Source organism: Virgibacillus ndiopensis, from assembly GCF_900187325.1.
Taxonomy (GTDB): Bacteria; Bacillota; Bacilli; order Bacillales; family Amphibacillaceae; genus Virgibacillus_E; species Virgibacillus_E ndiopensis.
The window spans coordinates 1,103,579-1,124,543 of sequence record NZ_FZMZ01000006.1; the positions used below are offsets into that span (position 1 = coordinate 1,103,579).

Sequence of the window (20,965 nt, forward strand, 5' to 3'; positions counted from 1 at the left end):
TTACGTCGATTAAAAAAGGGGTTGAACGAATGGTTACAATCAATAATATTCACCAAGCTCGTGAGCAAATTAGCGATATTATTAATGAAACACCGATAATCAGTTCCAAACAGCTTTCTTCCATTTGTGGTAATGAGGTATTTTTAAAAGGAGAGCATTTACAAAAGACAGGTTCTTTCAAAATCAGGGGAGCGACAAATAAAGTAAAACGGGCTGTTAACGAAGGTGCTTCATTGGTGACCGCAGCTTCGTCAGGAAATCATGGTCAGGCAGTGGCATATATAGCTAATGTTCTTGGGGTACCTGCAACAATTGTAGTCCCGGAGGATGCAACTGTCAGTAAGATAAATGCAATAAAAGGCTACAATGGGGAAATTGAAACATGCGGTACAACATCAATGGAGCGCTTACCTAGAGCCATGGAGTTGGCAGAGCTGAAAGAGGGTGTTTATATTCCCCCATATGATGATCCGTACATTATCGCTGGTCAAGGAACCGTTGGATTGGAGATCCTGGAACAATTAGATGATGTTGATGTGGTGGTTGTTCCAATTGGTGGAGGCGGTTTGATTTCTGGAGTACTTACTGCGATAAAGAATACGAAACCTCATGTAAAAGTAATCGGTGTAGAGCCAGAAATTGCCAATGATACATATCTTTCATTAGAAAAAGGTGCAATTACATCGATATCTGGAACAACTACGATGGCAGATGGACTGCGGACGAGTCAACCGGGTGATTTGACTTTTCCAATTGTTCAGAAGTATCTAGACGACATTGTTCTAGTAAGTGAAGAGGAGTTAAGGCATGCACTGTTTTTTGTACTGGAGCGTATGAAGCAATTGATCGAGCCTTCCAGTGCTGTGTCGGTTGCGGCTGTCATGTTTGATAAATTAGGAGTAAGTGACAAAAATGTGGCCTGCGTTATTTCGGGAGGGAATGTTGATGTCCGAAAACTAGGGGAAATATTTCCTAAACAGGGATTAGGAGTGATGTAATGAAGCCGCTTATTGGAATCACGTCATCAATGGAAATAGATGAAACAGATTACATGGTTAATAAGGATAATATTAACGCGATTTCACGAGCTGGAGGAATGCCAGTTGTACTTCCATATATGACAGAGGAAGATATTGAGCAAATTGCATCCACACTTGATGGTTTATATTTAACGGGAGGATATGACATCGATCCAACCTATTTTGGTGAGGAACCCCATCCAAATCTTGGAACGATCATCCCGTCTCGTGATGCTTTTGAAATTGCCTTGATTAAACAAATGCTTCAAAAGGGAAAACCGGTACTAGCAGTATGCCGAGGGTGTCAGATATTAAATATTGCTGCTGGTGGAGATATGTACCAAGATATCTACTCGCAAATGGACCATGCGTTGTTACAGCATAGGCAAAAGGCTCCGGTAAATCATGGTTCACATTTCGTCAGTGTTTTAAAAGGGAGCCTGTTGTATCGTTTAACTGGTAAAGAAATGTTAAAGGTAAATAGTCGGCATCATCAGGCTAATCGAAATGTAGGGAAATCTATTCAAATAAGCGGAAATACAAGTGATAGTATCGTGGAAGCAATTGAGAGTAAAGACCATCCATTTGTACTTGGACTACAATGGCATCCAGAAAGCATGATTGACGATGAATCGTCTCGAAAGATATTTCAAGGATTCATTGCATCATGTAATCAAAAAGGGGAGTTTACAAGTGAAAATAATTGATACACATTGTGATGTACTACTAAAATTGCAAATGGCAAAAAGAGGTAAGATGTACAATAAAGAACCCTTAAACTTCAAAAATTCTGAACAATTGAATAGTAATTTAAACCGGTTAAAAAAGGGTGGAGTGATGGCGCAGTTTTTTGCCATATTTATTCATCCTGATGTTCCTTCTGAAGAAAAATGGCAGCATGCATTGGAACAAATCGATTTATTTTATACCGAAATTCTTGGGAAAAATCCCGAAATGAAACACATTAAAAAATGGGAGGACTTTGATCGTTTACATGACGGAGAAGTTGGCGCTGTTCTAACACTAGAAGGTGCTGATGCTATTGGGAATGATTTAGTAAAATTACGTCATCTGTATAGGCTAGGTGTTTTGTCAATCGGCTTAACGTGGAACAATGCCAATCTTTGTGCAGATGGTGCGGAAGAGCCACGTGGTGGAGGATTGACACTATTTGGAAAAGAAGTAGTAAAACTAAATAATGAAAACCGCGTGTTTACCGACGTATCTCATTCAACGGTAAAAGGCTTCTGGGATATGATTGAATTAGCTGATTACCCAATTGCTAGCCATTCAAACACTAGATTGCTTTGTGACCATCCGCGAAATTTATATGATGATCAGATCAAGAGCATGTTTGCCAGCAATGGTCTGATTCAGGTAGTCTTCTGGCCGCCATTTATTAAAAACAACGATAAAAAAGTAACAATTTCCGATCTCATCAAACATATAGACCATTTATGCTCATTAGGTGGAGCAAAGCAGATCGGTTTCGGCTCGGATTTTGACGGGATTAGTAGTTTTACAGAACGTTTGGAAGATGCATCGAAATATCAAAACTTGATTAACGAACTGTTGAACTACTTTTCCGAAGATCAAGTGAAAGGTTTTGCTTATCAGAACTTCTTAGATTTCAGGCCACAATAGAGGGAGGATTTAAGGTGGATGTATGGTATGTGAGTTATGGCTCAAATCTATGTGAAGATCGATTTATGTGTTATATCAATGGGGACCGGCCTATTGGATCAGCTAAAAAAGAGATAGGATGCCAGGATAAAACACCACCGAAAGCGAGTAGAAAGGCTGAAATTCCTTATCCCCTCTATTTTGCAAAAGAACAGAGTAAATGGGGACCGGGAGGAGTTGCATTTATTGGGCATGTTCAGACCGATTATGCAGCAACTATTGGGAGAATGTTTCTTATAACCGAAGAGCAATTTTCAGAAGTAGTTTCTCAGGAAAACAATGAATACGGATTACATGTTGATTTTAATAGAGTTATAGAAAAAGGCTATCAAAAGCTAACAGAAGGATGGTATGGAAGAATTGTTTTTCTAGGAGATAAAGACGGCTATCCAATGTTTACATTTACTAGTAATGATTCCATGGATAAACAATCGTTTGTAAAACCATCATCCGCCTATCTTTCAACAATCGCTAACGGGCTATTAGGGCTAGGATTAACTAAAACAGAAATTACGGACTACTTTTCAGGTAAAAGGGGTATACATAGGCATTTTTCCAGGGAATCACTTGCCGAGTATATGTTTGGAACAGTAGAAAGATAGGAAAAAGAGAATTATCATTCATTATTTTGTAATAGGAGTTAGTAATATTTTCCTGATTCTTTCATAGAATGGTAACGGCTTGTATTAAATACAAACTATTACAAAAGAAGGAGTGATTTAGTATGGCGGATAATCGTGGGGTAGTTTACGTCAAACCTGGTGAAGTAGCTGTCGAAGATATTAGTTATCCAGACTTAGTGCTTCGAGATGGACCTGGTGTAAATCCACTAAATGTTGGCAGGAAATGTAACCATGGTGTCATTATTAAGGTTGTTACAACGAACATTTGTGGAAGTGACCAGCATATGGTTAGAGGAAGGACGACAGCTCCAAGTGGTTTAGTATTAGGTCATGAAATCACAGGCGAAGTTGTTGAGGTTGGTAGTGATGTAGAATTTATTAAAAAAGGTGATCTTGTATCGGTTCCGTTTAACATTGCATGTGGTCGTTGTAGAAGCTGTAAAAATCAAGATACACATATCTGTGAAAATGTAAATCCGGATCGTCCAGGTTCTGCATACGGATATGTCGACATGGGAGGCTGGGTTGGAGGACAGTCTGAGTATGTCATGGTACCTTACGCTGACTTTCAACTCTTAAAGTTTCCCGATAAAGACCAAGCGATGGAAAAGATTCTTGATTTAACAATGCTTTCAGATATTTTCCCAACTGGATACCATGGTGCTGTGAGTGCTGGAGTAAAACCAGGATCGACAGTTTACGTTGCTGGAGCAGGCCCGGTTGGACTAGCTGCTGCTCACTCAGCACAGTTGTTGGGTGCGTCAGTTGTGATTGTTGGTGATTTAAATGAAGAGCGACTGGCACAAGCGAGGAGCTTTGGCTGTGAAACGGTTAACTTACGAAAGCATGCTGACTTAGGCGAACAAATTGAACAAATTTTAGGTGTACCAGAGGTTGATTGTGCTGTAGATGCTGTTGGATTTGAGGCTAGTGGACATGGTGAAGGTGCAGGAGAAGCGCCTGCTACGGTGCTGAATTCTATTATGACAGCTACAAGAGCAGGGGGGAAATTAGGCATTCCTGGGCTTTATGTGACAGGGGATCCTGGTGCGATCGATAATGACGCAAAAGAGGGTACGTTGAAGATCCGTCTTGGTTTAGGATGGGCTAAAGCACACACATTTGTAACTGGTCAAACTCCAGTTATGAAATACCATCGTGATTTAATGAATTCCATTTTAAGTGGTCGTGCACAAATTGCTAAGGCGGTTAATGCTACACTTATTTCGCTTGATCAAGCACCAGCTGGCTATCAAGAATTCGATGGTGGGGCATCGAAAAAATTTGTCATTGATCCTCATGGAATGGTCAGAAAATAGTAGGATGAAAAAAGTGCTTGGATTAAAGAACAGGCACTTTTTTTGGTAATCTTTTTAAAGCACCCTAGTGTAATAGAGTAATAATCGTTACCCAATTTTCATAGATATAACTATACCTTTTTAAGAGAAATTAAACCTGTTGGATTATTACTACGAGGGGGAATATATATACCTGGCAAAAAAGAATAAACGGTTAGCTGTCACGCTTGCTCTAGAAAAAATAGAATCGTTATCAGTAAGATTAACTGGATTATATAGAAGTTTTGCCAGGAAAAAGTGCCAAAGCTGTTCAATAAAATATATGATCGGACAACTATTTCAATAATTGCAGGTGGGCTGGTTCTTACAAATAAAGAGGTTCTAGAAGCAAATGACGAAGGAACTAGAGCTGTAACTTTTTACCGAGCCTAAGCTTTGGTAAAATTTCGTTTAAATAATTGACAACGTTTTCATTTTAGTATACATTATTAGGACAAGTTAATTTTCGTGGTTGAGATTTGGAGACCCACATTGCAATAATACATATACCTTAGGTAAAGTGTGTTTATTGAGTGTGGGTCTCTTTTCTATACGCAAATTTCCTTGTTTATCAAATAGATTCATATTTTTACAATAAAAAGGGGTGTTAGTCATGTCTGAGTTTTTAGCAGAATTAATTGGAACAATGATTCTAATTATTTTTGGTGGGGGTGTTGTTGGAGGCGTTGTACTAAAAAAATCGAAAGCAGAGGATTCCGGCTGGGTAGTTATTACAATTGGTTGGGGTCTTGCAGTTGCGATGGGGGTATATGCAGTAGGTAGCTTTACAGGTGCACATATAAACCCTGCTGTTACATTGGGGTTTGCTGCTGCTGGTGAGTTTCCATGGGCGAAAGTGCCAATGTACATTAGTGCTCAAATGATTGGTGCTTTTATTGGTGCGGTTATTGTGTTCTTAAATTATTTACCGCATTGGAAAGAAACAAAGGATCAAGCAGCAAAGTTAGGGGTATTTTCAACCGATCCCGCTGTTCGTAGCATATTTTCAAACTTAGTTAGTGAGATGATTGGTACATTTGTTCTTTTGTTAGGTTTAATGTTTATTGGTGCCAATGAATTTACAGATGGGCTAAACCCATTAATTGTAGGTGCACTAATAATAGCAATTGGTATGTCACTCGGGGGAACGACTGGTTATGCGATAAACCCTGCCCGTGACCTTGGTCCAAGGATTGCCCATGCACTTCTTCCGATTCCAGGTAAAGGCGGTTCTGATTGGAGCTATGCTTGGGTTCCAGTTGTCGGACCGATTCTTGGAGGAATTTATGGAGCGGTATTCTATCAGGCCATGTTCTTAGGGAACTTCTCCGTATTATTTTGGGTATTAAGTGTAGTTGTAGCTGTAATTATAGTTGGCGCTACTAGTTCTGAACTTAAAAAAGGTGAAACAGTAGCCGATCAGATAGAAGAAAAAATAAGCTAAAGGGGAAATGAATAATGAGTAAACAGTATATTTTGTCGTTAGATCAAGGGACAACAAGTTCACGTGCCATTCTTTTTGACCACAGTGGAGCGATTGTGGAGACTGCCCAAAAAGAATTTGAGCAATTTTTCACGCAGCCTGGCTGGGTAGAACATGATGCGAATGAAATTTGGACATCCGTTCTTGCATGTGTGGCAGAGGTTTTACGAAAAGCAGATGCTGATCCTAGTCAAATTGCCGGGATTGGTATTACAAATCAACGTGAAACAACAGTTGTTTGGGACAAGAACACAGGGAAACCAATTTATAAAGCAATTGTTTGGCAATCACGTCAAACAGATGGAATTTGTAAAGAGTTGCGTGAAAAGGGTTACAATGATTTGTTTAGGGAGAAAACTGGATTGTTGCTTGATCCGTACTTCTCTGGTACAAAAGTAAAATGGATTTTGGACAATGTTGAAGGTGCTAGGGAGAAAGCTGACAATGGGGATTTGTTATTTGGAACAATGGACACTTGGTTAGTTTACAAACTTTCTGGTGGAAAAACACATATTACGGATTATTCAAATGCATCGAGAACATTAATGTTTAATATTTATGATCTTAAATGGGATGAAGAGCTACTTGAAATCCTAACCGTTCCAAAAAGTATGCTACCTGAGATCAGACAATCATCTGAGGTATATGCAAATACGGTTGATTATCATTTCTTCGGTCATGAGGTTCCGATTGCGGGGATTGCAGGGGATCAGCAGGCAGCATTGTTTGGTCAAGCTTGTTTTGATAAAGGAATGGCAAAAAATACGTATGGAACAGGCTGCTTTATGTTAATGAATACTGGTGAACAAGGTGTTGCATCCGAAAATGGTTTGCTAACGACATTGGCTTGGGGTGTTGATGGCAAAGTTGAATATGCGTTAGAAGGAAGTATTTTTGTAGCTGGTTCAGCAATTCAATGGCTACGTGACGGTCTGAAAATTATTGAAGATGCACCACAAAGTGAAGATTTTGCTAGTAAGGTAGACTCGACAGATGGTGTGTATTTAGTACCTGCTTTTGTTGGGCTTGGAACACCTTATTGGGATAGTGATGCAAGAGGTGCGGTCTTCGGCTTAACCCGTGGTACAACAAAAGAACATTTCATTCGTGCAACACTTGAATCACTAGCATATCAAACAAAAGACGTGTTGGATGCGATGATTGCAGATTCAGGAATTGATTTGAAAACATTACGCGTTGACGGCGGTGCAGTTAAAAATAATTTTCTTATGCAGTTCCAAAGTGATGTTTTAGGTGTTCCGGTTGAACGGCCTGTTGTACAAGAAACAACGGCATTAGGTGCAGCGTATTTGGCAGGATTAGCTGTAGGATACTGGGCAGATAAGGATGAAATTGCTAAACAGTGGCAAAATGAAAAAACGTTTAACAATGTACTAGAAGAGGAAAAACGTAATAAGCTTTACGATGGCTGGAAAAAAGCTGTCGAAGCGACGAGAGTTTTCAAATAGGAATTGTAAACGAGTATAAATAAGGTAACCTAAAGAGACCAAGACCATAGACTCGGGAATGGTCTCTTTTTAAAATATATTGAAGGAGTGAAGCTGGAATGAAAAAAATTATCAATGATCCAAATCAAGTAGTACAAGATATGATTAAAGGATTGGTTGCAGCATATCCTAACAGTGTTAAACAGTTACCAGGTACAACAGTTATTACGGGATTTGATGTTCCGGTTGATAATAAAGTAGGTTTAGTAAGTGGAGGAGGTAGTGGACATGAACCTGCCCATGCTGGATTTGTTGGTAAAGGGTTATTGGATGCTGCAGTAGCGGGGGAAGTTTTTACCTCACCCACTCCGGATCAGGTGTTTGAAGCGATTAAAGCGGTTGATAGCGGATCTGGCGTTTTTTTAATCATAAAGAACTATACTGGTGATGTACTGAATTTTGAAATGGCCGCAGAGCTTGCCGAAGCAGAAGGTATTCAAGTAGAAAAAGTAGTGGTAAACGATGATGTTGCCGTTGAAGATAGTTCGTTTACAACAGGTCGCCGGGGTATTGCGGGGACAGTTTTTGTACATAAAATTGCCGGGGCAATGGCCGAGAAAGGCGGATCACTCAACGAGGTGAAGGCTGTTGCAGAAAAAGTAGTGAATAACGTTCGTTCAATGGGCATGGCGATCAGCCCTTGTACTGTACCAGCGGCAGGAAATCCGAGCTTTGAGTTGGCGGATGATGAGATGGAAGTAGGTATGGGGATTCACGGAGAACCTGGTATTGAACGGACAAAAATTACTTCTGCGGATGAAATTGCGACTGAACTTACTGGGAAAATTCTAGAAGATATTGAAATTAACCGCAATGACGAAGTGGCTGTTATGGTGAATGGACTAGGCTCTACCCCTGAAATGGAACTATTTATTTTAAATGGGAAAGTACATGATATTTTAACTGAAAAGGGTATCAATGTATACAAAACATTTGTTGGTGAATATATGACATCGTTAGAAATGGCGGGCTGCTCTGTGACTTTATTGAAATTGGACGAGGAATTGAAAGAATTGTTAAATGCTGAGTCAAACGGTCCAGCTTTTCATAGCTGACAGAAAGGAGAATTTTGACATGGATATTTTTCAAGTTGGGCATGCACTAGAATGGATGGCAAAAACCAATGAAAAGGTTCAAGATAACAAGGAGTATTTGACATCGCTCGATCAAGCAATTGGTGACGGGGACCACGGGATAAATATGGCACGTGGTTTCGAGGAAGTTATGAAAAAAATAAACGGTGTTGCCTATCAGCATGTAGCCGATGTAATGAAGGATGTTGCCATGACGCTAATGTCTAAAGTTGGTGGTGCTGCTGGTCCGTTGTATGGAACTGCTTTTTTGAAGCTGTCAATGACTTTCAAAGGGTCAGAAGTTGATAATGCTTCGTTTTCAAAAGGGATTGAGGATGCACTAAATGGCGTGAAGCAGCGTGGAAAAGCAGATGTTGGTGAAAAAACGCTTGTTGACGTCTGGACGGCGGTTGCAAATGCATTTCGTGAGAATAAAGGATTTGGTGGTGAAGTGATTTTGCAAGCGGCTAAATCGGCAATGGAAGATTCAAAAGATATAAAGGCTACGAAGGGACGAGCAGCATATTTAGGAGACCGCTCTATTGGACATCTGGATCCTGGTTCTGTTTCTTCATTTTACCTATTCGAATCGTTAGCTGAAGTAATCAATGAAGGAGCGTGATGGTATGTCATACGTTGGAATTGTATTAATCTCGCATAGTCCAAAAGTGGTTGAGGGCATCGAGGATATTATCAGACAAGTGATAAAAGATGTTCCCATTGAACTAGCTGGAGGGACGGATGAGGACGAGATTGGTACAAGTATTGAAAAAATCCAGACAGCCATTGATAAAGCCTATAGTGATAAAGGCGTTTTATTGATGTATGATTTAGGCAGTGCAAAAATGAATGCTGAAATGGCAGTGGAAATGTCTGATATGGAAAACATTAAAATTGCTGAAGCACCTTTGTTGGAAGGTTCTTACGTAGCAGCCGTTGAATCGGGGATGGGTAAATCTCTAGAGGAATTAGTAGCGGCTTTGGAAAAAGGGTTTTAATTTTGATACCGGATAGTTGAAGCTATCCGGTATCAATTTTTTACTTAAACCAACCTTTTTTCTTAAACCATAGGACCATAACAACTGTTACCATTAACATTACAAATAGTATGGCAAAATAGCCAAAGTCCCACGTTAGTTCCGGCATGTTGACAAAGTTCATCCCATATATACCTGCAATAAAAGTAAGTGGTGCAAAGATGGATGTAATAACAGTCAATACTTGGATAACCTTATTTTGCTGATAGGAGTTGAGGGAAATAAAGTTATCCCGAATATCGTTTGTAATTTCCCGGTTAGAAGCAACCATCTCAGATAGTTTTAACAAGTGGTCATAGATATCAGCAAAATATTCTCGTCGTTCTTTTATCCCTTCTAAGTGATGGGAGTTCAAAACACGGTAAAACAAGTCGCGAATAGGATTGATTGTATGTCTCAACCTTAGTAACGCATGTCTAAAATCAAATAAGTTGTCTAACAGAACATCCATAGATTTATTGTCGGGATTTTCTTCCACTTCGTTAATCTTATCTTCCAGCTCATATACAATTGGAAAAAAGTTATCTACCACTTTATCCATAACTTCGTAAAAAATACGGTATTCATCCCATTCATCATTTGTTGCTTGGTTCAAGAGAATGTCCCAAACTTGATCTATTTCCTTTAAATTTCGATGATGAAATGTAACGATAAAATTGCTGCCTATGAAAAAGTTAATTTCATGCTTATCATAATGTTTTGGGCCAATTGTATGTGCTACATAAAATGCAAAGTCATCATAATAATCCAGCTTCGGTCGCTGCAAGCTATGTATACAATCTTCAATTGCAAGTGGATGAAAATGTAGCTTTGTGTCGAGTTTATTTATTTCTTCTTCGGTTGGATTACTGTAATCAATCCACCACCATTTGTGTTTTGTGAAATCAACATCATCAATCGTTTGATCTGTAATTTTTTCATTGTTAGACGTAACTGCTATCGTTCGAATCATGATAATACTCCTTATTAATGATTAGCTTATTATGTATTTCCCTGTTTCGGCAGATTTCATGCAGGGGATTTTCTCTTAAACAGTAGTTATTGCTATTTATTGAACCTTAGCCTAAGCATTTTTAAGAAGACATTTTTTGCAAAGCGCTTTTCAAAAAAATTGTTGCTTTTTAATCTCTTAGTTTCAGTAAAATGCGACGTAAGTTATCTTATGTAGCTGTTATTCCCACAGCCAGTATACACTACGATTTCCGGGCAGCTGCTATCCTTGCTCTCCTGCCGATAATCCTGCTCTCCTGCCGATATTCACGCCCTCCTGCTGATATTCACGCTCTCCTGCCGATGTTCCTGCTCTCCTGCCGATATTCCTGCTCTCCTGCTGAAGTTCCTGTTCTCCTGCTGAAGTTCCTGCTCTCCTGCCGATATTCACGCTCTCCTGCTGAAGTTCCTGCTCTCCTGCTGAAGTTCCTGTTCTCCTGCTGAAGTTCCTGCTCTCCTGCCGATATCCTCGCTCTCCTGCCGATATTCACGCCCTCCTGCTGATATTCACGCTCTCCTGCCGATAATCCTGCTCTCCAGCTGATATTCACGCTCTCCTACCGAGCATCATCTCCCCAGGATGTCTCTAGTATGAAAATAAAATTTTTCTGTCTTCTCTGCTTGCTGTTTATGTCGCATTTTATGTCTTTTGTGGCAAAAACAACAATCTTTTAGAAAACAGCTTTTAAGAAGAAAAACTGCCCAACAAGGTCAAGTACCTTTTTGGGCAGTCTGTCAATCATACTTATTTACAATGCATTATCATCCACAGACATCAGCCATTCTTCAATTGTGCCCACAACTGATTCAACACAGCCCTCTTTGAATGGTGAACGCAAATTAGCGGCCTCTACCAGTCCAAGGAATGACTTTGATCCACCTAATTTACATAGATTTAAATAGTCTTCCCAAGCTTCTTCACGGTTTTCACGGGAGCGTTTCCAGAACTGAAATGCACATATTTGTGCCAACGTGTAGTCAATGTAATAGAAAGGTACCTCGTAAATATGCCCCTGCCGCTGCCAAAATCCGCCTGCTTCTAGATACGGAATTCCATCGTAATCACGGTGTGGTAAATAGGTTTCTTCAAGTTTCTTCCATGCTTTTTTACGTTCATCTGGTGACCATTCCGGATTTTCGTAAACAAGATGTTGGAATTCGTCCACTGCAACACCATATGGCAAGAACTGCAATCCATCCGCTAAATGGGAGTATTTATATTTATCCGTGTCCTCTTTAAAGAAAAGTTTCATCCATGGCCATGTGAAAAATTCCATGCTCATAGAGTGAATTTCTGCTGCTTCTGATGTTGGAATTAAATATTCAGGCATTCCAATGTTTCGACTGGAGTAAAATTGAAATGCATGTCCTGCTTCATGTGTTAACACATCAATATCACCCGATGTACCATTAAAGTTTGCGAAAATAAATGGTGATTGATAATCCTCAATAAATGTACAATAGCCACCTGCTTCTTTTCCTTTTTTCGCTTCTAAATCCATTAGATTTCTATCAAGCATAAAATGGAAAAATTCGTTCGTTTCTGCTGACAATTCTTCATACATTTTTTTCCCGTTGTCAATGATCCATTCAGGTGTTCCCTTAGGTTTAGCATTGCCGCTTTTGTACTGGAATGGTTCATCGTAATAGTGTAGAGAATCTACGCCGATTCGCTCAGCTTGTTTTTCATATAGCTTGCTTACAAGTGGAACAATCGATTCACGGACTTGCTTACGGAAAACGTTAACCATTTCAGCGTTATAATCGACACGAAGCATACGTATGTATCCCAGCTCTACGAAGTTTTTATAACCAAGCGTTGTAGCTATCTCGTGACGTACTTTTACTAATTGATCATAAATGTCATCAAATTTTTCAGCGTTTTGTTCAAAAAATCCTGCGCTTGCTTCAATTGCTTTTTTTCGTACAGAACGGTTTTTGTCTTGTGCGAATGGTGAGAGCTGTGCTAACGTATATGTCTCACCTTGGAAATCCACCTCGGCAGACGCTATAAGTTTTGAGTATTCTGAGATCAGCTTATTCTCTTTTTGAAGTAGTTTAATAATGTCATTTGAGAATGATTTTATTTCTAAATCAGCAATTTGGAAAAGTTGCGCACCCCACTTTTTTTCCAGCTCATGTCGATGTGGCGATTGTACCAATTCCTTGTAGAAGTCTGTATTCAATGATTTAATTTCCGGTTGCAAATCGTCAAAGAAATCACGTTCTTGTTGATAAAATGCATCATTTGTATCTATTGATGCACGAATATAAACTAAATTAAATAGCGTTGATAATCTGTTACGAAAAGTATTTATTTCCTCAATTGCTTTTGATGCTTCCTCGACTGATGAGGCAGTTTTAAAGGTGTTTAATAGATGTGAAAATTTATCTTTCTCTTCTTGAAGTTCCGGTCGTTCATATGTATAGTTTTCAAATGTTTTCATAAAAGACACTCCTTATTCTTATATATTGTATAATAATTCGACAATAGTGTATGGATTCCTGCTTTTGGTTTGAAGTGGCTGGGACATAATTAAACTCTTTAAGTATAAAAACGAACAAAGTGCTGTTTTAGTGGAGGAAATATACGTAGACTCCTGCGGAAGGAAAGGCATGATGAGACACCGCTGTGCGCCAACACGAGGAGGGTCAACAGCCGCCCGCGGAAAGCGAAGTATATTTCCGAAGCGGATTATAGCACCAACCATTATATCATTAGGATTTTTCTTTGGTTAAAACACTTTTGTCTCAGCCTCCACTATTTAGTTTCGATAGTTATATTTCTCATGTAGAATAGAGAAGATTACATATAGATGAAGGGGATAAACATGAAATCTAAATTCGATTTATCAAAAGAGAAAAAAGATGAAATGGTGGGATTGATCCAAGGATATTTTGAAAAAGAACGTGATGAACAAATTGGTGAATTGGCAGCAATCATGCTACTGGAATTTTTTATGGATGAACTGGCGCCGATCTTTTATAATATTGGGGTAGAAGACAGTCATGCATTTATAAGCACGAAATTAGAAGATATTTTTGAAATTCAGAAGTAGGTGGAAAATATGACAATTGACGGTAGATACCGAAAAAATATATCACCAGGTATTGAAGTAGACATTGTGTTAAAGAAGGACCAACGCACGGGTAAAAAAACGAGAGGAATTGTAAAAGATCTACTTACTAATTCCCAGTATCATCCACATGGTATAAAGGTCCGATTAGAAGATGGACAAATTGGAAGAGTGGTCACAGAATAATTAATAGCTCTACTTAAAAAAAGTGATTATTATAGTAAATGATAAAATCCTAGATCTAATTTTAATGGAAAAAACTTCTAAAGTAATGCAGTGGCGTTCTTGGAAGTTTTCCCCACTATCTGGATACAAATTTGTTTCCTTTTATCCAAAACCTCCATGGATAATCCTTTGCTTCACCAGAATTATCAATACCGATTCGTGACCCTGATAGAATTTGGTTTGAGTCAATTGTGCACCCTTCGGAAATCCAAAGTGGGGGCTGATCAAGTGCATGGCCATAGTCTTCCATGGTAATCCCAAGAGCTTTCGTTAATTTACCTGGTCCATTTGTCCATTGTCGTTCAGTCTTTGCTTTCGGCCTTCTGGCAGCCATTAGATCCTGACCTGTATACGGTTCAACACCTCTAATTAAAATTGCCTCAGGTAAGTCAACTTCACCACTGACAACATTAAACAAACAATGTGTATGCATGGAATAGGTGTAAACATGACCGGGACTTCCATACATAATCTCCGTTCGCTTAGTTCGTCGGTTGTTGAAGCTATGTGCTGCTCTGTCGGTAGGACCTTTGTATGCTTCTGTTTCGACTATAAAGCCTGATGAGATTCCATCAGGAGTTTCTTTTATAAGTAAACATCCAAGCAATGCCTTTGCAAGCTCAAGTGTCGGTTGATAATAAAATTCCTTTTCCAATGGCTCATTACATATTTTGCCCATGGGTTTTTCATCCTTTCATCCTCCATATAAGTATAACTAGTCTTTGCCTCTTACACAAAAAAGTAACCAACACGTTTTACGTGTGGTTACTTTCTTAAAAATACTGAAAGTCAAACGGTTGCTCTATGAAGCTTCTGCCACCTGGCCACTCGAATTCCTTCTTCGCTCTGATGCTTCTACAACAACACTCGCAGATGCGTCTCCAATGACATTAACCGAGGTTCTAAACATGTCAAGAACGCGATCAATTCCAGCGATTAAAGCGATACCCTCTAGCGGTAAATTAACTGCGGCTAACGTCATAGTAAGCATAATTAACCCTGCGCCTGGAACACCTGCAGTGCCGATCGAAGCGAGTGTTCCAATTAGTGCAACAGTTAGAAGTTGCGTAATGGAAAGTTGACTTCCAAAATATTGTGCAACAAACATTACTGTAATACCTTGGTAAATAGCCGTTCCATCCATATTTATTGTGGCACCTAATGGAAGAACAAAGCTACTAGTTTCTTTAGAGACCCCTAAATTTTCTTGTGTGTTCTTCATTGTAACAGGTAATGTTCCAGAACTACTACATGTACTGAATGCCACAGCAGCAGCTGGGAAAATCCCCTTGAAAAAATCAATTGGATTTAGTTTTCCAAGTGATTTTACTGCCGTCACATATACTATCGCCACATGGACAATACATGCAATAATCAATGCTAAAATTAATTTTATTAACGGTAATAAGACGGATATGCCGTATTCTCCGACAACAGGGGCTAACAAGCCAAATATTCCGAGAGGTACTAATGTCATAATTACCCCAGTTATTTTGTACATAATTTCAGCAAATCCGTCAAAAAAGCGTTGAACAGTATTTGCCTTTTCACCAACCAATTGAATTCCAATGCCGATAAAGATAGAAAAAAAGATAATTTGCAAAACATTTCCTGTTGCTAAAGCTTCGATAGGGTTAAGTGGAATAATATTTAATAATGTTTGCACTACACCTTCAGTTTCATTCGGTTGTGCAGCGGCTTCATTAATTTCAAGGCTCATACCAGTTCCAGGTGAAAAGATAAATCCAGCAATTAGCCCAATTGTAATTGCGATAAAACTCGTAACAAGATAATAAGAAATTGTTTTACCACCAAGTCTCCCTAATTTTTTCATATCACCAGTACTAGTTACACCAACTATGATTGTTGAAAAAATTAATGGCACGATAATAAATTTAATTAACCGTAAAAATAAATCTCCAAGTGGCTGAACAAATGTGGTTCTTTCTCCAAAAATCAAACCTACAATTATCGCAAGAACAAAAGCTCCAACGATTTGCCACATTAAACTTCTCTTCAAGGTGACTCCTCCTCGTTTTTAATGATGGCTTTTTAAATTTGTCCTCCTTTCTTCTAAAAGAAGGGAATCATCATTATAAGATGGATAATATAGCAAACATGCAATTTTCCCTTCGTTATAGTAGTTTATTCATAGTTAAGTTGGAAAATTCGAATTATATTAAAGTGGGGAGGAGACAAAAAAATAACCACGTAATCGATGATTATCGTAGTTATCATAAAAAAAGTGTTTTATTCTTTTAAATAGGTTTGTCCGTCGCTTTGTTCAATTTTATCGTCCTTCATGAGCTTACCTAGTGCGCGTTTGAATGCAGCTTTACTAATATTGAATGTTCCGCGTATATCTTCTGGATCACTTTTATCACTAAATGGAATGACACCATCGTTTTCTTCTAACAAGTTTAAAATTGTTTCAGCGTCTTCTGTCATACTATGTTGTTTAAGAGGTCTAAGAGAGATATTCAGTGTACCGTCTTCTTTTACTTCGATTACCCGTCCTTTAACCCATTCTCCCAAACGAGGTTCTTCCTTTCGCTCGGTGTAATGTATGAATCCACGATAACCCTCTTCGGTTATAATTGCAGTACCTTCCCTACTTGTGCGATAAACACGGCCGCTGATCGGAGCGTTCAATGCATTTTCTGGAGCAAATTCCCACTCCCGCTCAAATACCCCTTCTGTTGCAGGAAGAGCAAGCAAACGACCTTTTCGATCTTTTCCTAAAGTGACATAAAGCATATCACCAGTTTTTGGCCAAACATCCTCGAATAATGGCAGGTCATCTTTAGAAACGAGAATTTCTTTAGTGATACCAATGTTTACGAATGCACCTAAATTAGGGATGACTTCTACTACTTCTGCCCAGTCGTAAACGTCCATTTGTATTGTTGGTAATGTCGTTGTAGCAACAGTTTGTCCTTTTTTATCCTGATACAAAAACACTTCGACTTGCTGATTAACGTCAAGCTCTGATTCGGTTTCATTATGATGCAACAGTGCTTCGTTTGTATTTTTAGTTAAAACATAGCCAGTATCAATTTTTCGAAGTACGGTCATAGTCTGAATTGTGCCAGTTGGTAAATAGTTCATTATCTAACCTTCTTTCAAATAGTATTGTGCATATCTTCTGTAATGTATTATGTATGATTGGAAAAGGGGTACCCTCATTTGTAAGAGTACCCCTTTGATTACTAAAGTAACACATAAGTTTTAATTTTATATTTATCCCGAATCAATCGGGTGGGAAATTCAATTCATTGTGCTTTATAAAAAAGCAGGTATTTAAATTTTATTAGTTAAGCTGTGGCGATTAGCCTAATTTCTTTAGAATTTCACTTTCATTACCGCGGTCTTTGTTCCACTGGGTGTTCTCTAACTTAAGCAACGTCAGCCCTACCTGCTCTGACGTCCTTGCGACCCCTTAGTCGCGCCAGTGTGAATAAGCATCTTTGAAAAACATTACGTAGAATGCCAGAATACTTATTGTTACTTTATTTGTTAACTAATCTATATTCTCATATATTGAATGGAATGTCAAATTATTATTTTAAAAGCTTCTTTCTTCTACTATATCGTGGTTTTTGTCCATAATGATAATCTTGCTTGGTGAATTTTCCATTGCCAATTGTTCAGCTTTTTGAATTGCATCATCTTTAGCTACATACTCGTTCTCTGGTGCTACGTCTTCTAACTTTACAAACCACCCCGTTACATCTTTATTAGGTACTACACTATACTTCTTCATATAATAAAACTCCTTCTTTTTTGTTATAATGTATTTATCCCGCCTTAACGGGCAGTAAACCTCCTTCAAGATTCCAAAGAAATTAAAGGAAGGTAAGTAGTTGTCAACTTCTTCCCGTAAAGGTCCGATTCTGTTCAACTAACATTCAGTGGGGGACAAGAAAACCCCCACTGAATGAAGTTTCACTTTATCTGTTCCCGTTCATTGTTAGTATAAAACTAGACTTGTCTATTGGAGGGTACCATATGTGTGCACATAAATTAAACATACAAGGTTCTATCGATAACGAAACACGTTGCCGACATTATCATGATGAAAATGACAGAATCGCAATCAAATTTTATTGCTGCGGTGAGTATTTTCCATGCTACCAGTGTCATGCTAAGTACGGATGTGGAGAAAACGGAGTCTGGCCAAGGTCGGAGTTTGATCAGCGGGCAATTTTATGTGGAAGCTGTGATAAAGAATTAACAATAAATGAGTATCTAATGTGTGATGCAGCTTGTCCATATTGTGCTGCCGCCTTTAATCCAGGTTGTTCATTACATTATCATTTATATTTTGAGCGCATTACTTGAAATGATAGAATAAAATAGTATTAAATTATAATGGAGCCTTATTATCTTGTATAAGGAGGGATACTCTATATGGCTTTTGTAATTTTAGAACCTTGTGGTGGTGAAAAGGCTGCTGAATGTGTCAGCGTTTGCCCCGTTGATTGTATAGAAGAAGGACCAGATCAATTTTATATTGATCCAGATATATGTATTGATTGTGGTGCTTGTAAAGCGGTTTGTCCTGTTGATGCGATTGAAGAGGAATACGACTTATCGCCCAAACAGGAAGTATACTTGGAAAAAGCTGAGGAATTTTTTGGTAACAAGTAAGTAGTTAGAGTAAGACTCAACTCTTAGAAGGGTTGAGTTTTTTTGTTTCAGGGGTGATAACGTGAATTTATTTCTTGAGGTCGTTCTCCCAATTATTGCAGTTTTTGCTGTTGGATATTGGGTGCAACGGGTTCGTATGTTAGATGTTAAATCTGTAGCGGCCGTTTCCATTTACATATTTTTACCTTGTTTAGTATTTACAACCTTATATGAAGCATCGTTCAATAAAGGATTTAGTAACATTTTGATTTTTGCATTTCTCTTATTATTTATGATGATTGTACTAAATAAAGTTTTTGCATACATATTTAAATGGAATAAGTCGGTAGAGAGTGCAACAATATTGACTTCAGTGTTCATGAATGGTGGTAATTACGGTGTTCCAGTTATTATCTTTAGTATTGGAGATGTTGCACTCCCGTATGCCATTTTCTTTATGGTACTGCAGTCGTTGTTGATGAATTTTTTTGGTGTCTATTATGCTTCGAGGAGTACGAGTGGAATGCTACGTGCGTTGAAGACTGTATTTATGATGCCGGCAACGTATGCGGCAATTATGGCGTTTGTTTTTCAGCAAATCCCCTGGGAAATCCCAGATGCAGTATATTCTACTTTGACGATGGTAGGTAATGCAGCTGTTCCACTGATGATGGTTATGCTTGGAATGCAGCTAGCCTCTATTACATCTCTTAAGTTTAACTGGCAAATTATAGGGTCGGCAGTTGTGATGCGGATGATTCTGTCACCACTCATTGCATTTATGTTCGTATGGGTACTTGATATCGATACAGTCATTGCATCAGTAATTATCATTGTAGCGGCAATGCCAAGTGCTGCAACAACTACAATGTATGCAATCGAATTTGATACTGAGCCTGATTTGGTTTCAAGCATTACGCTTGTAACAACGCTCATTAGTATTGTTTCTGTTACATTGTTATTAAATTTTATGGTATAAGGCTGTCTTTTTCGCATAGTTTGTAACTATTTATAGAAACCACGACGTGAGTACTGTGGTAATTTCGCATTCTTTATTGCTGATACGCAGCCCGTATACACTTTGCTTTCCGGGGCCGGCCGGAGAGCCTCCTAGTGCTAACTTTTTTAGGGCACATCGATGCCTGACATCCCCCAGAAGTCTACTTGTATACGGGATGCTTGTATGAGGATAGCGAGCCCACGGAAAGCGTAGTGTATCTCCGTAGCGGTAGCAAGGCATCTAACATGATTTTTAATTACGTCGCATTTTATGTCAATATTATTTAATAAGGTTTCAGCATTTGAAAAAGCAACAATCTTCTAGAAAAAAACCTTGTCTAACATGGCTTTTTGTTTGTTAATTCTTCTTTATGGGTATCTACTGTTATAAGCTCATCGAAAGGGAGAATAGAATGATACGTACAATTTTAATGATAATTGGAGCAATTGTAGTGATTGGATGGATTATTTCGTTGCTTTAAAATTAAATTAGGAAGTTTGAAAAACCGCTAAAGAGTAGCGGTTTTTCTTATGAAATCATATTAAATATACCTAACGTAATTAACAGAAATGGCGGTAACCAGACTAACTTTCGCATCCATTTTCTTTCCGATAAATAAATACCTAATTTAATTCCACAAAATACTAATGTTCCACTCATTAAAGCAATAAAAATGGCGGTCACTAATGGTGAATATCCAAGCATGGCAGCACCTATCCCTGCGCCAAACGCATCTAATGCAAGTGCGAAACCAAGTAGAAGCGCTTCTTTAATCGAAATTGTACCAGAATGATCCCAGTCTGCACGCTCTGGTTTTTTCATTATCGTTTTAAACTGGTCCCATTTTTCACTTTCTTGAGATTGCTCCAATTGATGACTTATTTCATCTCCCATTTTTGATCTAAAAACATTATATAAACAAAATATCCCTATAAATATTAAGACTGTACCTCCAACTGATTTAGCAATACTAGCTGTGATAAAGGAACTTAGCAAATTTCCAATTGTCATTGATGTTAAAACAGTAATTCCAGAGCAGAACATTATTACAGATAATGCGAAAAATGGAACTCGAATCCGCCTCATGCCATATGTTATTCCTACGCCAAAGCTATCCAAACTAACACCAATTACGAGAAGAATTAATCCAGTGTAATAGAGCAAGCCAATCAATCCTTTTATTCTTTTGATTATTGTATGGGTTTAGGAAAATGGTGTGCCTGGAATCCTGCATACTGTATAAGAATCTTTTAAAAATATGTTAAAGTAGAGAGAGAATGA

24 protein-coding genes are annotated in these 20,965 nt (G+C 38.4%); 16 read left to right on the forward strand and 8 right to left on the reverse strand.

Annotated elements, in window-relative coordinates:
- The first annotated feature begins 29 nt into the window (after positions 1–29).
- The 10 genes from CS937_RS17655 (at position 30) to dhaM (ending at position 9,724) form a co-directional block, all read left to right on the forward strand.
- Complete coding sequence (locus CS937_RS17655; protein ID WP_099159782.1) at positions 30–998, forward strand: threonine ammonia-lyase; 969 nt, start codon at positions 30–32, stop codon at positions 996–998.
- Positions 998–1,726 carry a gamma-glutamyl-gamma-aminobutyrate hydrolase family protein gene (locus tag CS937_RS17660; RefSeq protein ID WP_099159783.1) on the forward strand — a complete coding sequence of 243 codons (729 nt, stop codon included), beginning with the start codon at positions 998–1,000 and terminating at the stop codon, positions 1,724–1,726. The genes CS937_RS17655 and CS937_RS17660 overlap by 1 nt, the downstream gene beginning before the upstream one ends.
- Positions 1,713–2,663, forward strand: coding sequence for a dipeptidase (locus CS937_RS17665; RefSeq protein WP_099159784.1), 951 nt, complete (start codon positions 1,713–1,715; stop codon positions 2,661–2,663). The genes CS937_RS17660 and CS937_RS17665 overlap by 14 nt, the downstream gene beginning before the upstream one ends.
- A 14-nt stretch (positions 2,664–2,677) precedes the next feature.
- On the forward strand, positions 2,678–3,304 hold the full coding sequence (locus CS937_RS17670) for a hypothetical protein (RefSeq protein WP_099159785.1): 627 nt from the start codon (positions 2,678–2,680) through the stop codon (positions 3,302–3,304).
- A gap of 122 nt (positions 3,305–3,426) precedes the next feature.
- Positions 3,427–4,644: a formaldehyde dehydrogenase, glutathione-independent gene (gene fdhA / locus CS937_RS17675; protein WP_099159786.1), complete on the forward strand. Its 1,218-nt coding sequence runs from the start codon at positions 3,427–3,429 to the stop codon at positions 4,642–4,644.
- Between the two features lie 631 nt (positions 4,645–5,275).
- Entirely contained in the window at positions 5,276–6,106 is an 831-nt protein-coding gene (locus CS937_RS17680) for an MIP/aquaporin family protein (protein WP_099159787.1), read from the forward strand.
- A gap of 14 nt (positions 6,107–6,120) precedes the next feature.
- Positions 6,121–7,614, forward strand: a complete 1,494-nt coding sequence (gene glpK, locus CS937_RS17685; RefSeq protein WP_099159788.1) for a glycerol kinase GlpK — start codon at positions 6,121–6,123, stop codon at positions 7,612–7,614.
- 98 nt (positions 7,615–7,712) lie between these two features.
- A complete protein-coding gene (dhaK, locus tag CS937_RS17690) occupies positions 7,713–8,708 on the forward strand; it encodes a dihydroxyacetone kinase subunit DhaK (protein WP_099159789.1) in 996 nt (331 codons plus the stop codon).
- 19 nt (positions 8,709–8,727) lie between these two features.
- A complete protein-coding gene (gene dhaL, locus CS937_RS17695; protein WP_099159790.1) occupies positions 8,728–9,348 on the forward strand; it encodes a dihydroxyacetone kinase subunit DhaL in 621 nt (206 codons plus the stop codon).
- 4 nt (positions 9,349–9,352) lie between these two features.
- Positions 9,353–9,724: a dihydroxyacetone kinase phosphoryl donor subunit DhaM gene (gene dhaM, locus CS937_RS17700; RefSeq protein WP_099159791.1), complete on the forward strand. Its 372-nt coding sequence runs from the start codon at positions 9,353–9,355 to the stop codon at positions 9,722–9,724.
- 40 nt (positions 9,725–9,764) lie between these two features.
- On the opposite strand, the gene corA is transcribed toward dhaM, so the two are convergent.
- From corA to CS937_RS17710, 3 genes are all read right to left on the reverse strand, one after another.
- Positions 9,765–10,715 (reverse strand): magnesium/cobalt transporter CorA, encoded by a 951-nt coding sequence (gene corA / locus CS937_RS17705; protein WP_099159792.1) that lies wholly within the window; start codon positions 10,713–10,715, stop codon positions 9,765–9,767.
- A gap of 325 nt (positions 10,716–11,040) precedes the next feature.
- Complete coding sequence (locus CS937_RS19250; RefSeq protein ID WP_141554373.1) at positions 11,041–11,304, reverse strand: hypothetical protein; 264 nt, start codon at positions 11,302–11,304, stop codon at positions 11,041–11,043.
- A gap of 198 nt (positions 11,305–11,502) precedes the next feature.
- A complete protein-coding gene (locus CS937_RS17710; RefSeq protein WP_099159793.1) occupies positions 11,503–13,200 on the reverse strand; it encodes a M3 family oligoendopeptidase in 1,698 nt (565 codons plus the stop codon).
- A 169-nt stretch (positions 13,201–13,369) separates the two neighbouring features.
- On the opposite strand from CS937_RS17710, the gene CS937_RS19860 reads away from it, so the two are divergent.
- The 3 genes from CS937_RS19860 (at position 13,370) to CS937_RS17720 (ending at position 14,016) form a co-directional block, all read left to right on the forward strand.
- Positions 13,370–13,492 carry a hypothetical protein gene (locus tag CS937_RS19860; RefSeq protein WP_281251919.1) on the forward strand — a complete coding sequence of 41 codons (123 nt, stop codon included), beginning with the start codon at positions 13,370–13,372 and terminating at the stop codon, positions 13,490–13,492.
- Between the two features lie 92 nt (positions 13,493–13,584).
- A complete protein-coding gene (locus CS937_RS17715; RefSeq protein ID WP_099159794.1) occupies positions 13,585–13,812 on the forward strand; it encodes a DUF2164 domain-containing protein in 228 nt (75 codons plus the stop codon).
- Between the two features lie 9 nt (positions 13,813–13,821).
- Positions 13,822–14,016: a YwbE family protein gene (locus CS937_RS17720; RefSeq protein WP_141554374.1), complete on the forward strand. Its 195-nt coding sequence runs from the start codon at positions 13,822–13,824 to the stop codon at positions 14,014–14,016.
- Between the two features lie 115 nt (positions 14,017–14,131).
- Here CS937_RS17720 and CS937_RS17725 read toward each other — a convergent pair whose 3' ends face one another.
- The 4 genes from CS937_RS17725 to CS937_RS17740 form a co-directional block, all read right to left on the reverse strand.
- Positions 14,132–14,734, reverse strand: coding sequence for a DNA-3-methyladenine glycosylase (locus CS937_RS17725; protein WP_099159795.1), 603 nt, complete (start codon positions 14,732–14,734; stop codon positions 14,132–14,134).
- 123 nt (positions 14,735–14,857) lie between these two features.
- Complete coding sequence (locus tag CS937_RS17730) at positions 14,858–16,075, reverse strand: dicarboxylate/amino acid:cation symporter (protein WP_099159796.1); 1,218 nt, start codon at positions 16,073–16,075, stop codon at positions 14,858–14,860.
- 230 nt (positions 16,076–16,305) lie between these two features.
- Positions 16,306–17,163: a CvfB family protein gene (locus CS937_RS17735; protein ID WP_099159797.1), complete on the reverse strand. Its 858-nt coding sequence runs from the start codon at positions 17,161–17,163 to the stop codon at positions 16,306–16,308.
- 457 nt (positions 17,164–17,620) lie between these two features.
- On the reverse strand, positions 17,621–17,818 hold the full coding sequence (locus CS937_RS17740; protein WP_099159798.1) for a DUF2188 domain-containing protein: 198 nt from the start codon (positions 17,816–17,818) through the stop codon (positions 17,621–17,623).
- A 245-nt stretch (positions 17,819–18,063) separates the two neighbouring features.
- Between CS937_RS17740 and CS937_RS17745 the strand changes: the two genes are divergently transcribed.
- From CS937_RS17745 to CS937_RS17755, 3 genes are all read left to right on the forward strand, one after another.
- On the forward strand, positions 18,064–18,396 hold the full coding sequence (locus tag CS937_RS17745; RefSeq protein WP_099159799.1) for a CHY zinc finger protein: 333 nt from the start codon (positions 18,064–18,066) through the stop codon (positions 18,394–18,396).
- 69 nt (positions 18,397–18,465) lie between these two features.
- The gene (locus CS937_RS17750) at positions 18,466–18,705 is read left to right on the forward strand and encodes a ferredoxin family protein (RefSeq protein WP_099159800.1); all 240 of its coding nucleotides are present in this window, start codon (positions 18,466–18,468) and stop codon (positions 18,703–18,705) included.
- 61 nt (positions 18,706–18,766) lie between these two features.
- Entirely contained in the window at positions 18,767–19,663 is an 897-nt protein-coding gene (locus CS937_RS17755) for an AEC family transporter (protein ID WP_099159801.1), read from the forward strand.
- Between the two features lie 549 nt (positions 19,664–20,212).
- Here the strand turns inward: CS937_RS17755 and ytaF are convergent.
- Positions 20,213–20,848, reverse strand: a complete 636-nt coding sequence (ytaF, locus tag CS937_RS17760; protein ID WP_099159802.1) for a sporulation membrane protein YtaF — start codon at positions 20,846–20,848, stop codon at positions 20,213–20,215.
- Positions 20,849–20,965 lie beyond the last annotated feature (117 nt).